This window comes from Streptomyces sp. NPDC006314 (assembly GCF_040613075.1).
Classification (GTDB): domain Bacteria; phylum Actinomycetota; class Actinomycetes; order Streptomycetales; family Streptomycetaceae; genus Streptomyces.
Genome location: NZ_JBEXRL010000008.1, coordinates 65,058 through 80,126 on the forward strand (window position 1 = coordinate 65,058; position 15,069 = coordinate 80,126).

Sequence of the window (15,069 nt, forward strand, 5' to 3'; positions counted from 1 at the left end):
CGCGCCGTACGTCAAGGACTGGTGGCCGGTGCGCACCACGTGCGACAGGGCGCTGCCGCCGGTGCGGTGCGGCAACTGGCCGCCGTCGGCGGCCACTTCACGTAGACCGACCCGGCGTCGCACCCCGGGCTGGGCGACTACGGCTGCAGCCTGCGCTTCGAGGGCCAGGGGGACCACACACTTCTCATCGGCTCGTGCGGCGACTCCCGGTTCCCGCTGCGCTGACCGGTGCCGCGCCGGGCGGCACGTCGGCCCGGTGGTACGCCCCGGCGACCGCGTAGACGACGCGTGCCCGCGCCCGAGTGTGCGGCCTGTCGGGGCCGTTGCCAAGGCCAGCGCCACGGCGGAGGCGAGCAGCCGATGCTTCCGCAGCCACGCCAGCCGACCGGCACGCTCGGCAGGTTGCGCGCCCCCCGGCCGAACCGGCGGCGCCTTCCCGGCCCAGGGACCCGGCAGCGGTGCCCCCGTCCCCGCGGAACCAGCTCTACCCTCCGGGCCCCCGGACTCACGGCCGGTCCCCCGCCGCCCGCTGGACGAGCAACGCCCTCCGGGCCGGCGGGCTCAGGACCGCTGATCTCGCCCTCCGCTGCGGTGGTCTCGTTCTCCGCTGCTCCCCGTCACTCATGGGCGGGAGATGAGCGAGTGCGACGGCCCGCCGGTCAGGCGGGGGTCCCAGCCGTTGCCGGAGCGTGTACCTCGACCCGCGCCCCAGGACTGAACTTCTCGAGCAGTTCGGCGAGTTCGGCGCCCGCGTCCTCCGCCTCGGCGACCGGCACCGGCGCGAGGGTCTCCAGCAGGAAGATGCCGGAGACCGTGTCCTCGGTGAGCCGGGTGCGTGGACCCTGGCGCCAGTTCCAGCGGCGGCAGGTCACGCCGGCGTCGTCGCACCACACCACCTCACCGGGCTCGGGGTGTTCGATCGCCTCCGCGCCGCCGGCGACCGTCACGAAGACCTCCTCGCCCGTGGCGCGCACCAGCCGCATCCCGCCTCGGACGCGGTCGATGTCCTCGCCTCCGACGGGAATCAGGCGGGCGACGCTGACGGCGTTGTACAGGTCCACGAGCAGGTTGATCCGGGGCAGTCCGGCGTCGGACAGGGCCCGCTTGGCCAGCGCCTCGGCCGAGTTGCGGGTGCGCGACGGCTTGGCGCCGAAGGCGGTGTACATCTCCCGCCAGGCGGACAGGTGTGGGTCCTCGTGCGGAGCGCGTCCGCCGAGGCGGGCGGCGAGACGGCGGGCGGCCTCGTCCAGCAGGGCCGAACTCGCTTCCGTGCTGGGCCCGTTGACGAGGTCGTACGCCTCGATCGCGACATGGGTGAAGCCGGGCGCGAGGGCACGGACCTCGTCGGACACGGTGAGCGTGAAGGTCATCTGCCTCGCCTCAGAGTGCGTCGGGGAGCATCTTCCACAGGTGCGGTCGGTCCGGGGCCGCCTTCAGGACCCCGAGGACGGCCGGGTGCGGTTCAGCATACAGGACTGGATAGTCCAGCTCATTGCACGCCGGGTCGGGACTCCAGGCCAGCCGTTCGCCCTCCAGGGAGAACTGCGCGTCCACGCCGGGCTTGTTGCCGCGGGGGTCCTGGCGGTGCCAGGCACCGTTGAAGCGGACGGCGACCAGGCCGTGGACCACATGCCCGCCCTCATCGTCACAGAGGCGCTGGTAGCACAGGGCGGCCGGGATGTCCTCGGCCCGCAACAGGGCGACCAGGGCATGGGCCTTGGCGTAGCAGATACCGGTGCCCAGCGTCAGCACGTCGGAGGCGCGCCAGGTGACGCGGAGGTCACCGCAGTCCTGGGAGTGCGGGATGGCGTCCCGAACGAATTCGAATGCGGCGCGCGCATACTCATACGAGTTGGCCACACCCTCAGTCAGTCGGGCGGCCGCCCCCCGGACCAAGGGATGGTGATGGTCGATGGCATCGTCGGCGGCCAGGTAGGCGGACAGATCGGCGGTGTGCTGGATCAGCTCCATGCCGGCAGAGCATAGGAATGCGATCACCCGAACGTCAATAATCTTTCGGGTGACCGCATATCTATGCACTATTCGAGCTAGCGCGCCATCTCCTCCTTGAGCGCCGCCACGAACGTGTCGACGTCCTCCTCCGTGGTGTCGAAGGAGCACATCCAGCGCACCACCCCGGCGGCCTCGTCCCAGAAGTAGAACCGGAACCGCTTCTGCAGCCGCTCGCTCACGTCGTGCGGGAGTCTGGCGAAGACGCCGTTGGCCTGGACGGGGTAGAGGATCTCCACGCCGTGCACCGCGCGCACGCCCTCGGCCAGCCGCTGGGCCATCTCGTTGGCGTGCCGGGCGTTGCGCAGCCACAGGTCCTTGGCGAGCAGCGCCTCCAGCTGCACCGACACGAAGCGCATCTTGGAGGCGAGCTGCATGCTCATCTTGCGGATGTGCTTCATGTGGCTGACGGCGTCCTGGTTGATGACCACGACCGCCTCGCCGAACACGGCGCCGTTCTTCGTCCCGCCGAGCGAGAGGATGTCGACGCCGACCGCGTTGGTGAACGTGCGCATCGGCACGTTCAGGGAGGCGGCCGCGTTGGCTATCCGGGAGCCGTCCAGGTGCACCTTCATGCCGCGGGCGTGGGCGTGCTCGCAGATCGCGCGGATCTCCTCGGGCGTGTAGAGCGTGCCCAGCTCGGTGCTCTGGGTGATCGAGACCACCTGCGGCATCGCGCGGTGCTCGTCCTCCCAGCCCCACGCCTGACGGTCGATCAGCTCGGGCGTGAGCTTGCCGTCGGGCGTGGGCACCGTCAGCAGCTTCAGCCCGGCCATGCGCTCGGGGGCGCCGCCCTCGTCGACGTTGATGTGCGCGCTCTCGGCACAGACCACCGCGCCCCAGCGGTCGGTGACCGCCTGGAGGGCGACCACGTTCGCGCCGGTGCCGTTGAAGACCGGGAAGGCCTCGGCGGTGGACCCGAAGTGGCTGCGGATGATCCGCTGGAGGTTCTCGGTGTAGTCGTCCTCGCCGTACGCCACCTGATGGCCGCCGTTGGCCAGCGCCAGGGCGGTCAGCACCTCGGGGTGGGCGCCGGCGTAGTTGTCACTGGCGAAACCGCGGACCTGCGGGTCGTGGCGGCGACGCGCGTCGGTCTTGGGAGGGTTCACGGCTTCTCGGTCAGCCACAGACGGTTTCCGTTCACTTCGGCGGGGGGCATGCTCCAGACGCCCTCGATGGCCTCGGCCAGGTCCTTGACGTCCGTGAAGCCCGCGAACTTCGCGTTGGGGCGTTCGGCGCGCATCGCGTCGTGCACCAGTGCCTTCACCACCAGGATGGCAGCCGCCGAGCGCGGCCCCTCGGCCCCCTCGGCGACCCCGGCCTTGCGGAAGCCGTCGGCCATGGCGAGCGTCCAGGCCTCGGCCGCCGCCTTGGCGGCGGAGTACGCGGCGTTGCCCGCCGTCGGCTTCGACGCACCGGCCGCGCTGATCAGCAGGTACCGGCCGCGGTCGCTGCGCTGCAGACCGTCGTAGAAGGCCAGCGAGGTGTGCTGGACGGTGCGGATGAGCAGCTTCTCCAGCAGGTCCCAGTCCGCGAGGTCGCTTTCGGCGAAGGTCGCACTACCGCGCCAGCCGCCGACCAGGTGGACCAGGCCGTCGATGCGGCCGTGGTCCTTCTCGATGCGTGCGGCCCAGTCCCGGGTGGACCGCAGGTCGAGCAGGTCGACCGTCTCGCCGGTGACCGTGGCACCGCCGCGGGCGTACCGGGCCGCGTCCACGGCCTCGGCCAGGCGCTCGGGGTTGTTGTCGGCACCGACCACGACCGCGCCCGCCTCGGCGAGCCGGACCAGCGTCGCGTGCCCGGCGGGTCCGCCCGCGCCGGCCACCGCGATCACCGCACCACTGAGAGACCCGTTCCCCACCATGTTCTTCCCCTCTTGAGCAGTGTTCCGGAGGCGGTCGCTCACGCGGCGATCCGCTCGGCGCTGTCCGCCGTGATGCCCTTGGTGGAGGCGATCACATTCTTCAGCTTCTTGGACAGGGCCTCATAGAACATGCTGAGCGGAAACTCGTCCGGAAGCACGTCGTCCACGAGCTTGCGCGGCGGCTGGGTCAGGTCCAGGGCGTCCGGACCCTTGGCCCACTTCGAGCCGGGGTGCGGGGCGAGGTAGGTGGAGACCAGTTCGTAGCCGGCGAACCAGTGCACGAGCTTCGGACGGTCGATGCCGTCCTTGTAGAGCTTCTCGATCTCGGCGCACAGCTGGTTGGTGACCTGCGGGGCTCGCTCCCAGTCGATGGAGAGCCTGTTGTCGGTCCAGCGGACGACGTCGTGCTTGTGCAGGTAGGCGAAGAGCAGCTGGCCGCCGAGGCCGTCGTAGTTGCGGACCCGGTCGCCGGTGACGGGGAAGCGGAACATGCGGTCGAACAGCACCGCGTACTGCACGTCACGGGCCTGCGGGACACCGTCCGCCTGGAGCTTCACGGCCTCCTTGAAGGCGGTGAGGTCGCAGCGCAGCTCCTCCAGGCCGTACATCCAGAACGGCTGTCGCTGCTTGATCATGAACGGGTCGAACGGCAGGTCGCCGTGGCTGTGGGTGCGGTCGTGAACCATGTCCCACAGCACGAAGGCCTCCTCGCACCGCTTCTGGTCGTGGACCATCGCGGCGATGTCCTCGGGTAGCTCCAGGCCGAGGATGCCGACGGCGGCGTCGGTGACCCGGCGGAAGCGGGCGGCCTCGCGGTCACAGAAGATGCCACCCCAGGAGAAACGTTCCGGCGCCTCGCGTACGGCGATGGTCTCCGGGAAGAGCACGGCGGAGTTGGTGTCGTAGCCCGAGGTGAAGTCCTCGAACGTGATGCCGCAGAAGAGCGGGTTGTCGTAGCGGGTGCGCTCCAGCTCGGCCAGCCAGTCGGGCCAGACCATCCGCAGCACGACCGCCTCGAGGTTGCGGTCCAGGTTGCCGTTCTGCGTGTACATCGGGAAGACGACCAGGTGCTGCAGGCCGTCCGTGCGGTTCGCGGCGGGCTGGAAGGCCAGCAGGGAGTCCAGGAAGTCAGGGACCTCGAAGCCGCCCTCGGCCCAGCGCCGCAGGTCCTTCACAAGGGCCCGGTGGTAGGCGGCGTCGTGCGGGAGCAGCGGGGAGAGCTGCTCGACCGCGTCGGCGACACGCCCGACGGCCGCCACGGCGTCGGCCCGCTGTGGGGCACCCTCGGCGTCGAAGTCGATCGATCCATCCTTCGACTGCCATGGCCGGATCCGCTCCACGGCATCCTTGAGCACGGCCCAGGCCGGGTGCTCAACCACCCTGGTCAGCGAAGAAGCCTGCTCCTCCGCACCGGCCTGCACAAGAATTTCCGTCATGTCCCATCCTCCACGGGAGAACCTCGCGTATGCACACCGTATGCGTACCCCGTTCCCCTCAGCAAGAGGCAGCTCGGGAAAATATTCTGCCCAAACCCATGGTCACCGACGTTTTTTCTGCCGGAAACCGTGACGACGCTCACTTCCACTGTGCGCCTCTCGGAATGGAGTAGCTGCGAACGGGTCAAACCGGACGGTCAAGGGCGCCGGGAATCGCCCACGACAGGGTGACGGGGGAAGTGGATACCGGCCAGTCGGCGCCCGCCACGCGCCCCGATCACCCGCGCACATGCGGGTTCATCGCGGGCCCCGGCCATTAGGCTGCGACCGTGCCCGCGCGGACGACGGCGTCCGCCCGTCACGCGCGTGCCGATCCGCCGTCGACGGAAGCGAGTCGAACCTTGAACTTCCTTACCATCGGTCACCGCGGGGTCATGGGTGTCGAGCCCGAGAACACCCTTCGTTCCTTCGTCGCCGCGCAGCACGCCGGCCTCGACCTGATCGAACTGGATCTGCATCTGAGCAAGGACGGCGCCCTGGTCGTCATGCACGACGCGGAGGTGGACCGGACGACCGACGGCTCCGGGCCGATCGCCGAGAAGACCCTCGCGGAGCTGCGTGCCCTGGACGCGGGCCGCGGGGAGCGCGTGCCGGTGTTCGAGGAGGTGCTGGACGCGGTGAGCGCACCTCTGCAGGCCGAGATCAAGGACGTCGCCGCGGCCCGGGCGCTGGCCGATGTGATGCACCGGCGGGACCTGGTCGGGCGCGTGGAGGTGTCCTCGTTCCACGACGAGGCGGTCGCCGAGATCACCCGGCTGGTGCCGGGCGTGCGCACCGCGCTGGTCGCGAGCCGCTACGGCACCGACGTCGTGGACCGCGCCGTCGCCGTGGGTGCCGCGACCGTCTGTCTCGACATCCGCCGGCTCACTCTGGAGATCGTCGAGCACGCGCGCGCCTCCGGGCTGCGGATCATCGGCTGGGTGGTCAACACGCAGGACCATCTGCGGCTGGTCCGCGCGCTGGAGCTGGACGGCGCGGTGACCGACTATCCGGAGATCAAGCGCACGGGCCGCTTCACCGCGTGACCCGGCGCTCGGTCGGTCCCCCGCGTGAACGTCACACCAGCGGCTTGACCAGCAGTTCGAACTGCAGGTCGGCGCGCTGCGGGATGCCGAAGCGCTCATCGCCGTACGGGAAGGGGGACATCTTTCCCGTACGGCGGTAGCCGCGGCGCTCGTACCAGGCGATCAGGTCGTCGCGCACGGAGATCACCGTCATGTGCATCTCGGTGACGCCCCAGCTCTCGCGGGCCCGGCGTTCGGCCTCCGTCATGACGGTCTTGCCGAGGCCCGCGCCCTGCAGGGTGGGGCTGACCGCGAACATGCCGAAGTAGGCGTGGTCGCCACGGTGTTCGAGCTGGCAGCAGGCGACGATCCGGCCGCCCTGCTCGACGGTCAGCAGCCGGCTGTCGGGCGACTTGATGACCTGGAGCACGGCCTCGGGGTCGGTCCGCCGGCCCTGCAGGATGTCCGCCTCGGTGGTCCATCCGGCCCGGCTGGTGTCCCCGCGGTACGCCGACTCGACCAGCGCGACGAGCGCGTCCACGTCGGCGTCGGTGGCGTCACGGAAGGTGATTCCGGCGGCGGCGGTGTCCATGGGGCGGTCTCCGATCTCGGGCGTGGCTGAGCCAGGGAAGAGCGTATCCCTGCCACTAGGCTCCGTATGCATGGTGCACGTACTCAGCGGCCGGACACTCCTGCGGCCCACCGACCCCGAACGTTCCCGCGAGTTCTACGGCGCGCAGCTGGGGCTCTCCGTCTACCGCGAGTTCGGTACGGGTCCCGAGCGCGGGACGGTGTACTTCCTCGGCGGCGGGTTCCTGGAGGTGTCCGGGCGGTCCGAGACCCCGCCCTCGCCCGCCGTCGGGCTCTGGTTGCAGGTCGAGGACGTGACGGCCGCGCACGAGGAGCTGCGGACGAGGGGCGTCGAGATCGTCCGGCCGCCGGTGAGGGAGCCGTGGGGCCTGGTCGAGATGTGGATCACCGACCCGGACGGCACCCGGATCGCGCTGGTGGAGGTGCCGACGGACCATCCACTGCGATACCGCCCGGGGCTCTAGCGCCCGCGGCCGGTGCCGTGCGGGCGGTTCAAGACGGGCGGCACACGTGGGGAAGCCGGTCGGATGGGCTCGGGCGGTGTGGCCCGCAGGGGCGGGCCGGGTCGTCCTCGGCGTTGCCGAACCCGGGAGCCGGGGGCCAGCCCGGTGCCGTCGGGGAGAGCCGGCCCGATCAGCTCGGATGGTGCTCCCAGCCGCGGTCCGTGCGGGTCAGTTCGCGGAAGCCGGCGGCGAGCAGGGACGCGAGGGCGGCGGTGTCCCCGGCGGGTTCGTAGGCCAGCACGCGGTCCGCTCCGCACAGGCCCAGCCAGTCGGCGGCATGGCCCAGCAGCCAGTGCTCCCAGCACTCGCCGTGGTGGGCGGGTTCGACGTGCAGGTTGGCGATGTCGGCCAGGCCGGCGCCGCGGGCGTGGCGTTCGGGACGGGCCAGGAAGGCGTCGGTTTCGACGAAGCCGACGGTGCCCGCGTCCGTGCGGGCGGTGAAGCGGGTGCCGCACTCCCCCACCGTGCGCTCGACGACGACGCCGGGACGCGGCTCGGGGCGGGGCAAATCGGCGAGGCGGGCGAGGAGGATCACCTCCGTGTCCCCGGTGTGCCGGAACCCGGCGCGTTCGTAGGCGGCCCGCACGTGCGGCCAGGTGCGGGGCAGGCCGTACACGGCGGGGGCGGGAAGGTCTCCGGAGGCGCGCCGGAGCCGGACGTTCCAGCGGGCGAGGCAGGCCAGGCAGGCGCTCATCAGCAGGTCGGCCGCCTGCTCGGTGCCCGGCCGGAAGGAGGCGGGCGGATGCCAGAGGAACCAGTCGATCTCGCCGGCGTCCCGGTAGTCCGCGCCCACCTCGTCGTCGGCGCGGTACCGCTTCAGGTGGGCGGCCGCGACGATGTGCCGCCGTTCCTCGGCGACGAGCGTGACCCGCTCGCCCACCCACGGGTCGGTCACGAACTCCTCGGGCTGCCGCTCGAGGGCGCTGAGCACGGTGTTGACGGAGACGGAGACGCCGGGCACGACGGCGGCCACGTGGGTGTTCACCAGGTCGGTCAGCTGGTCGCGGTCGTCGCGCCGGAAGGGGCGTACCTCGGGCATGGGTGACCTCCGGTCGGAAGGGATCGGGAGGGCCGCCGTGCGATGCGGTACGGCGCCGAGGGTACGCCCGGCCGGACCGGGTGGCCAGAGGGTTTCGGATGGCCGGGCCCGGGAGCGGAGGTTAGCGTGCGGAGATGGGGTCTCCCGCGCGGGAGAAGGGTCGTTCGACCGGCAGGCCCCGCCCGGTCCGGAAGGAACCGCCATGAAGTTCGACAAGCCGGTGACCGGGGGCCCCTGCTGGACCGAGCTGGGGACCAGCGACCTGGGGGGGCCAAGCGGTTCTACACCGAGTTGTTCGGGTGGCGGCCGGAGACAGATCCGCGGCAGGAGGCGGGCGGGTACACGGTGGCGCACCTGGGGGACGCGGCGGTGGCCGCGCTGAGCCCGCTGTACCAGGAGTCCCAGCCGGTGGCGTGGAACGTCTCCTTCGCGGTGACCGAGGCGGACACGGCGGTACGGCGTGTGGAGGAAGCGGGCGGGGTGGTGATCCTCGGCCCGATGGACGTGTTCGACGTGGGCCGTTTCGCGGTGGTCGTCGACCCGACGGGGGCGGTGTTCCAGCTGTGGCAGGCACGGTCCTTCCCGGGCGCCGGGCTGTTCAACGCGCCGGGCACGCTCGGCTGGGTGGAGCTGGCGACCCGGGACACCGACCGGGCCCGGGACTTCTACACCTCGGTGTTCGGCTGGAGCGTCAACGCCTCGCAGTGGTACACGCAGTGGGGCATCGGCGGGGAGGACTTCGGCGGCATGGCGGACATGGGCGACCGGTTCCCGCCCGAGGTGCCGCCGCACTGGCTGCCGTACTTCGCGGTGGGCGACGTCGACGCGACGGCCGAGGTCGCGGCGCGGGCGGGCGGTGCCGTGGTCATGGCTCCCGTCTCGGTGCCGGACGGTCCCCGCATCGCGGTGCTGCGGGATCCGCAGGGCGCGGCGTTCGGGGTGCACCGGGCGGACGAGGAGGGCTGAGGCACCTTGCCGGTTCGGATCGCCTCGGGGTGCTTGCTCCGAAGCGGTAGCGGCTTTCGGCGAACTGCTGGCCGGGCGCCGTGACCGGTTCGTCCTCGCGAGCAAGTACACGTGCGGCACGCGGGGCGGTGACCCCGACTCCGCGGGCAGTCACCGCAAGAACCTCGAGGAGAGCGTGAAGCGGCTGCGCACGGACCGGCTCGGCGTGCTGTGGGTGCACGCCCGTGACAACTTCACCCCGGTCGAGGAGGTCATGCGTGCACTGGACGACCTGGTGCGCTCCGGCAAGGCGCTGTCCGTGGGGGTGTCGGACTGGCCGGCCTGGGAGATCGCCCAGGCCAACACCCTGGCCCGGCTGCGGGGTTGGACGTGCTTCGCGGGTTCACACTGCGCTACAGCCTGCTGGAGCGGACCCCCGAGCGTGAACTCCTGCCGCAGGCCCGGGCGTTCGACCTCACGGTGTTCGCCTGGGCGCCGCTGGCGTCGGGCAGGCTCTCCGGGAAGTCCGGCGTGGGGAGCGGGGCCGGCTGGACACGCTCGGAATCGAGCCGGAGACGTGGGAGGAGGACGTCATCAGTGTCGTTCTGGACATCGCGGAGCAGGGCGGCTGGAGTCCGGCGCGGGTGGCCCCGGCCTGGCGGCTGGGCCGCCCGGGCAACGTCGTGCCGATCGTCTCGGCGACGAAGCCGGAGCAGCTGGCCGACCACCTCGCGAGCGCCGGGGTACGACTCGACGCGGACGCGGTGGCACGCCTGGACGAGGTGAGCCGGGTCCCGCTGGGATTCCCGCACGACTTCCTGCGCGAGCCGCCCATCACCCGCAACGTCTACGGCGACCGCTGGCAGGAGATCGACGACCGCCGCTCCGCCTGCCGCCGTACGGCGCACGACGTCCTCTGACGCCCCTACGCCCGCAGCGGCCCCGTCCGGCCCTCCAGACGGCTCAGCAACTCGGCGAGCAGGCTCGCGAGTTCGCCCTGCCCTCCGGGGGCCAGGACGGACAGTACGGCCGTCTCGTAGGCGAGTTGCTCGGGGAGGATGCCGTCGACCAGGTCGCGGCCGGCGTCGGTGAGGCGGAGATGGGCCACGCGGCGGTCGCGGGTGTCACCGCGCCGCTCGACCAGTCCGCGTTCGGTCAGCTGCTTGAGCCGCTTGGTGACGGCGGCCCCGGAGGAGAAGGTCTCCCGGGCCAGCTCCCCCGGGGTCAGCTCGTGACCGGTGCGGCGCAGCGCGCCGAGCAGGTCGAACTCGGGGCGGCTGAGGCCGGCCCGGCGCAGCGGCGCGTCCTCGGCCTGCTGGAGGAGAGCGGCGCAGCGGTTGATCCGGCCGATCACCTCCATGGGCCCGGTGTCCAGCTCCGGGTGCACAGCCCGCCACTGCCGGACGAGGGTGGCGACCGTGTCGCTCTCGGCGGCACCGGCCGCGGCGGGTGCGTACGGCGGTCCTACGCCGGCCGCGGCCTCGCGCTCCGGTCGCGCACCGGTCGCGTCGCTTTCGGGCGCCGGTTCGCCGTTCCTCGCCGTCATGGCCGTGTGTCCTCCGTCGTCCTGCCGGGGTCGTGGTCCTGCGGCACGAGGCCCTGCCGTCGTACCGTCGCGGCGAGCGTACGGTGTCCGGACTGCTCGGTGAGCGCGACCCGCTCCTCGGGCAGGGCGCGCTGCCACCACTCGCCGGCGGCGTCGGGCCGTGGCACGCGGGTCGACCAGGGCGGCGGCGAGGGCGCGACAGGCGGACTCCGGGGCGTGGGGCGCCGGGCGCGACGCAGGGAGCAGCCGGGCGGCGTTCTCGCGGGTGCGTTCCGCCGTGGCCACCGCCTGTTCCAGGCGGTCGCCCGCACGGCGGTTGGTGACGGCGACGGCCGCGCCGAACAATGATGTAAGCGGGGGCTCACTCACCAGCTGTGTCCCGCCGAACGCTCCCGTGTACACCCTTGCGCTCGCGTGCGCTCCGCCTGCCCTGGGCATCGCATCCTCGACCGACCGTCGAGCGGGGAGGCACGCATGCCCGGACCGGTGTCGGCAGCCTGGTTGCTGGTCGCCCTGTGCGTGACGACCGGGGCCTACTGCCTGCTGCGCATGCGCAGCGGCGTCGAGGAGCAGCGCCGGGCCGCGGGCGGCGAGGCGCTGATGGGTTTCGGCATGGCCGTGATGGCCGTACCGGCGGCGGTGTTCACGCCGCCGGGGTGGGCATGGCCGGTCTACGCGGCCGTGTTCGGCGCGGCGGCACTGCGCACCCTGTGGGCCGCGCGCAGCGGCCCGCGTCATCTGCACCACCTGGTGGGCACGGCGGCCATGGTCTACATGGCGGTCACCATGGCCGCGTCCCCACCCGCGGCCCACCACGCGCAGGGCGGGACCGGGGTGCCGTTGCTGACCGGCGCGCTCCTCGTGTACTTCAGTGGCTACGTGCTGCTCTCGGGCGCCCGGCTCGTGCCCGCCGTTGTCACCGCGGCCGGCACCGGGACCGGTGTGACGGCCGCCCGCTGGAGTGACCGCCCCGAGCTCGCGCGGGCCTGCCGGCTGTCGATGGGGATCGGCATGGTGGCCATGCTGCTGACGATGTGAGCGCCGGACTTCCGGGGATCTGAGCGCCGGACTTCAGGACGCGCCCGCGTTGCCTGCGTCACTTCGGCACCGCGGACCGTACCCCTGAGCGGCTTCGCGCTCATAGGGTGCTGACCATGATGGTCTCCGCGACCCTGCTGCTGCTCGGCGCTCTGACCGCCGTCGTCGCCCCACGGCTGCTCGCCCGGGCCGACTGGCCGGACCGTGAACCGGTCGTCGCCCTCTGGGTGTGGCAGTGCGCCGTGGCCGCCGTACTGCTGTGCTGCGCGCTGTCGATGGCACTCAGCGCCGCGGCGGCCTGGCAGGCGGTGCGCGGGCATGTGTTCGCCCCGGCTCCCCGCGGAGTCGTGGACGCGTACGCCCTTGGCGCCGCCGGTCCCTGGGCGGCGACGACCGCCGTACTGCTCGCCTCGGGCGGCCTGTGGAGCCTCGCGATGCTCGTGCGCGAGGTCGTGTGGGCCCGGGAGCGGCGGCGCGGCCGACGGACCGAACTCCTGGTGCGTGCCCCGCTGTTGCCGGGCGAGGAGCCGACGGGCGGGCCGCTGGTGGTGCTGGAGGGTGAGCGTCCCGACGCCTGGTGCCTGCCGGGTGCGGCACCCCGGCTGGTGATCACCACGGCCGCACTGCGCCGCCTGAAAGGACGTCAGCTGGACGCACTGCTCGCCCACGAGCAGGGGCACGCGCAGGCACGGCACGACTGGTTGCTGCACTGCTCGTCCGCCCTCGCGGCCGGGTTCCCGCAGGTTCCGGTGTTCGCCGCGTTCCGCGACGAGATGCACCGGCTGGTCGAGCTGGCCGCCGACGACATGGCCTCGCGGCGCTTCGGCCGGCTGACGACGGCGCTGGCGCTGGTCGAACTCAACGAGGAGCGGGGCGTGTTCGGGCCCTGTCCGACCCCCCAAGCGCATGTGCCGCAGCGGGTGCACCGGCTGCTGACGCCGCCGGACCGGCTGCCCGCACTGCGCCGACTGCGTCTGACGGCGGCCGCCTCGCTGGTACCGGTGGTTCCGGTGCTGGTGGCGCTGGTTCCGGCGCTGCGGGCGCTGGGCTGACGCCGCCGCTCGAACGGCGACCCGGTACCGGCTGATCCCCGGCGGGTCAGTGCCGAACGGGGCCGGGGGACGGACGCCGGTCCGGTCCCTCTCGTGTTGACCTCTTTCAGAGCTCGTACAGACCCCGTGCAGACCTCGTCGCCGCCCGGATCCGTCACCCCTCTGGCCGGACCCGTGGACGCGAACCGCCTCATCCTCCTGCTGAACCGTGGCGCGAACCCGTCATCCTCCTGCTGGCCCCGTGGCCGCCGGGTCGGCGAAGATCGCGGCATGCACCATCGGTCCGCCGCGTCCCCGCCGCCCCGTCCGTACGCGCTCCGCACCGCGTCCCTCGTGGCCGCCATCCTCGGCGCCTTTTCCGTCCTGCTGCTGATCGCCGTCGCCGTGCGGTGGCATCCGCTGCTCACCGTGGACGGCGGCATCTCCCGGACCACCCACCGCTGGGCGGTTCACTACCGCGATGTCACACACGTCTTCAGGGTGCTGACGGACTGGGTCTGGGACCCACTGACGATGCGCCTGGTCTGCGCGGCAGCGGCGGTATGGCTGGTGTGGCGGCGGGCGGCCTGGTGGACGGCTCTGTGGCTGGCGGTCACCTGCGCCCTGGCCGCCGTCGTGCAGCAGTCGGTGAAGGCCGTCGTCGGCCGGCCCCGACCGGTCTGGCCGGACCCCGTCGACTCCGCCCATTACGCGGCCTTCCCCTCCGGCCACGCCATGACGGCCACTGTGGTCTGCGGCCTGTTGCTCTGGCTTCTGCACCGGCTCGGCGCGGGCCGCGTCCTGTGGCGTACGGCCGTGGCGGCGGCGCTGGTCTCGGTGGTGGGAGTGGGCGTGACGCGCGTATGGCTGGGCGTTCACTGGCCCTCGGACGTGGTCGGCGGCTGGCTGTTCGGGGCGCTGACGGCGGCACTGGCCGTGGTGGTGTACGAGTGGCCGCGGCCCGGCCGGACGGAACTGCCCGGACACCGGCCCGGGTAGAGTCCGCCGCATGACTGCCGTGCTGTTCGACTTCTCCGGGACGCTGTTCCGCGTCGAGTCCACCGAGTCCTGGCTGCGCGGGGTGCTGGACGAGACCGGAGTAGCCCTGCCCGAAGCCGAACTGACCGCCGCGGCTAGGGCATTGGAGGCGGCCGGGGCCCTGCCGGGGGGTGCGGATCCGGTGATACTGCCGGAGGAGCTGGCCGGCGTGTGGGCGGTGCGGGACCAGAGCGCGGAACTGCACCGGTCCGCCTACACGGGCCTGTCCCGGCGGGTGCCCTTGCCCGACCCGGGGCTGTACGACGCCCTGTACGAGCGGCACATGTCCCCCGCCGCCTGGTCCCCGTACCCGGACGCCGCCGAGGTGCTGCGCACCTTGCGTGAGCGCGGGATCGGGGTGGGCGTGGTCAGCAACATCGGCTGGGATCCGCGCCCGGTCTTCCGCGAGCACGGGCTCGACAGCTATGTGGACGCCTATGCGCTGTCGTACGAACACGGTGTGCAGAAGCCGGACCCGCGACTGTTCTCGGTCGCCTGCGAGGCGCTGGGCGTCGATCCGCGGCAGGCGCTGATGGTCGGCGACAGCGTGGCGGCGGACGGCGGCGCGGCAGCGCTCGGCTGCCGTGTGCACTTCGTGGACCACCTGCCGGTGAGCCAGCGGCCCGACGCGCTGCTGCCGGTACTGGACCTGGTGGGCTGAGCGCGGGAACGGTGCTGCTCCGGGCGGTTCAGCCCTGGTAGCCCCGACCCGGGAGGAGGGCCGCGCCCGCGCCTCGTCCGGGTTACCGGCGCTGCCGCGACACGTCCGGGCGCCGGGGGAGTCCGCGCTCCGTCTGTCCCAGTCGCTGCTGCCCGGTGGAGCTGTCGATCCGACTCGGGGCGAGCGCCGCACGGAGCCTGCGCTCGTCCTCGACCATCTCCGTGATTCTGCTCGGGATCCGCTCTCCAAGACCACCCGCCTCCTCGGTTCGGCACCCGAGCCAAGGGCAGGGAGGCGGGTGTG

Annotated in this window: 15 protein-coding genes and 3 pseudogenes; 8 read left to right on the forward strand and 10 right to left on the reverse strand. The window is 72.3% G+C overall.

Annotated features, from left to right (window positions below; genetic code table 11):
* Nucleotides 1-659 precede the first annotated feature (659 nt).
* From ABZ079_RS16560 to ABZ079_RS16580, 5 genes are all read right to left on the reverse strand, one after another.
* Entirely contained in the window at nt 660-1,370 is a 711-nt protein-coding gene (locus tag ABZ079_RS16560) for a phenylalanine--tRNA ligase beta subunit-related protein (protein WP_356940143.1), read from the reverse strand.
* Nucleotides 1,371-1,380: 10 nt separating this feature from the next.
* Entirely contained in the window at nt 1,381-1,971 is a 591-nt protein-coding gene (locus ABZ079_RS16565; protein WP_356940144.1) for a transglutaminase family protein, read from the reverse strand.
* A gap of 77 nt (nt 1,972-2,048) precedes the next feature.
* Complete coding sequence (locus ABZ079_RS16570) at nt 2,049-3,119, reverse strand: low specificity L-threonine aldolase (RefSeq protein ID WP_356940145.1); 1,071 nt, start codon at nt 3,117-3,119, stop codon at nt 2,049-2,051.
* Nucleotides 3,116-3,874: an SDR family oxidoreductase gene (locus ABZ079_RS16575; RefSeq protein ID WP_356940146.1), complete on the reverse strand. Its 759-nt coding sequence runs from the start codon at nt 3,872-3,874 to the stop codon at nt 3,116-3,118. The genes ABZ079_RS16570 and ABZ079_RS16575 overlap by 4 nt, the downstream gene beginning before the upstream one ends.
* A gap of 38 nt (nt 3,875-3,912) precedes the next feature.
* Complete coding sequence (locus tag ABZ079_RS16580; protein ID WP_356940147.1) at nt 3,913-5,310, reverse strand: DUF6421 family protein; 1,398 nt, start codon at nt 5,308-5,310, stop codon at nt 3,913-3,915.
* 401 nt (nt 5,311-5,711) lie between these two features.
* Between ABZ079_RS16580 and ABZ079_RS16585 the strand changes: the two genes are divergently transcribed.
* On the forward strand, nt 5,712-6,395 hold the full coding sequence (locus tag ABZ079_RS16585) for a glycerophosphodiester phosphodiesterase family protein (protein ID WP_356940148.1): 684 nt from the start codon (nt 5,712-5,714) through the stop codon (nt 6,393-6,395).
* Between the two features lie 31 nt (nt 6,396-6,426).
* Here ABZ079_RS16585 and ABZ079_RS16590 read toward each other — a convergent pair whose 3' ends face one another.
* On the reverse strand, nt 6,427-6,966 hold the full coding sequence (locus ABZ079_RS16590) for a GNAT family N-acetyltransferase (RefSeq protein WP_356940149.1): 540 nt from the start codon (nt 6,964-6,966) through the stop codon (nt 6,427-6,429).
* Between the two features lie 70 nt (nt 6,967-7,036).
* On the opposite strand from ABZ079_RS16590, the gene ABZ079_RS16595 reads away from it, so the two are divergent.
* Nucleotides 7,037-7,429 carry a VOC family protein gene (locus ABZ079_RS16595; protein WP_356940150.1) on the forward strand — a complete coding sequence of 131 codons (393 nt, stop codon included), beginning with the start codon at nt 7,037-7,039 and terminating at the stop codon, nt 7,427-7,429.
* Between the two features lie 169 nt (nt 7,430-7,598).
* On the opposite strand, the gene ABZ079_RS16600 is transcribed toward ABZ079_RS16595, so the two are convergent.
* Complete coding sequence (locus ABZ079_RS16600; RefSeq protein ID WP_356940151.1) at nt 7,599-8,507, reverse strand: N-acetyltransferase; 909 nt, start codon at nt 8,505-8,507, stop codon at nt 7,599-7,601.
* Nucleotides 8,508-8,709: 202 nt separating this feature from the next.
* Here ABZ079_RS16600 and ABZ079_RS16605 point away from each other — a divergent pair.
* Nucleotides 8,710-9,473: pseudogene (locus tag ABZ079_RS16605) on the forward strand (VOC family protein).
* Between the two features lie 58 nt (nt 9,474-9,531).
* Nucleotides 9,532-10,372 (forward strand): annotated as a pseudogene (locus ABZ079_RS16610) (aldo/keto reductase); the annotation flags it as partial.
* Between the two features lie 5 nt (nt 10,373-10,377).
* Here ABZ079_RS16610 and ABZ079_RS16615 read toward each other — a convergent pair.
* Both ABZ079_RS16615 and ABZ079_RS16620 read right to left on the reverse strand, forming a co-directional pair.
* Entirely contained in the window at nt 10,378-10,998 is a 621-nt protein-coding gene (locus tag ABZ079_RS16615; RefSeq protein WP_356940152.1) for a MarR family transcriptional regulator, read from the reverse strand.
* Nucleotides 10,995-11,340, reverse strand: a pseudogene (locus tag ABZ079_RS16620) (FUSC family protein); the annotation flags it as partial. The gene ABZ079_RS16615 and the pseudogene ABZ079_RS16620, both read right to left, overlap by 4 nt.
* A gap of 132 nt (nt 11,341-11,472) precedes the next feature.
* Here ABZ079_RS16620 and ABZ079_RS16625 point away from each other — a divergent pair.
* The 4 genes from ABZ079_RS16625 to ABZ079_RS16640 all read left to right on the forward strand — a co-directional run bounded on the left by ABZ079_RS16625 (nt 11,473) and on the right by ABZ079_RS16640 (nt 14,766).
* The gene (locus ABZ079_RS16625; RefSeq protein ID WP_356940153.1) at nt 11,473-12,036 is read left to right on the forward strand and encodes a DUF5134 domain-containing protein; all 564 of its coding nucleotides are present in this window, start codon (nt 11,473-11,475) and stop codon (nt 12,034-12,036) included.
* A gap of 116 nt (nt 12,037-12,152) precedes the next feature.
* Nucleotides 12,153-13,088: a M56 family metallopeptidase gene (locus tag ABZ079_RS16630; RefSeq protein ID WP_356940154.1), complete on the forward strand. Its 936-nt coding sequence runs from the start codon at nt 12,153-12,155 to the stop codon at nt 13,086-13,088.
* A 270-nt stretch (nt 13,089-13,358) separates the two neighbouring features.
* Complete coding sequence (locus ABZ079_RS16635; RefSeq protein WP_356940155.1) at nt 13,359-14,066, forward strand: phosphatase PAP2 family protein; 708 nt, start codon at nt 13,359-13,361, stop codon at nt 14,064-14,066.
* A 10-nt stretch (nt 14,067-14,076) separates the two neighbouring features.
* A complete protein-coding gene (locus ABZ079_RS16640) occupies nt 14,077-14,766 on the forward strand; it encodes an HAD-IA family hydrolase (RefSeq protein ID WP_356940156.1) in 690 nt (229 codons plus the stop codon).
* Nucleotides 14,767-14,848: 82 nt separating this feature from the next.
* Here the strand turns inward: ABZ079_RS16640 and ABZ079_RS16645 are convergent, their stop codons facing one another.
* Nucleotides 14,849-14,983, reverse strand: coding sequence for a hypothetical protein (locus ABZ079_RS16645; RefSeq protein WP_356940157.1), 135 nt, complete (start codon nt 14,981-14,983; stop codon nt 14,849-14,851).
* Between the last annotated feature and the right edge of the window lie 86 nt (nt 14,984-15,069).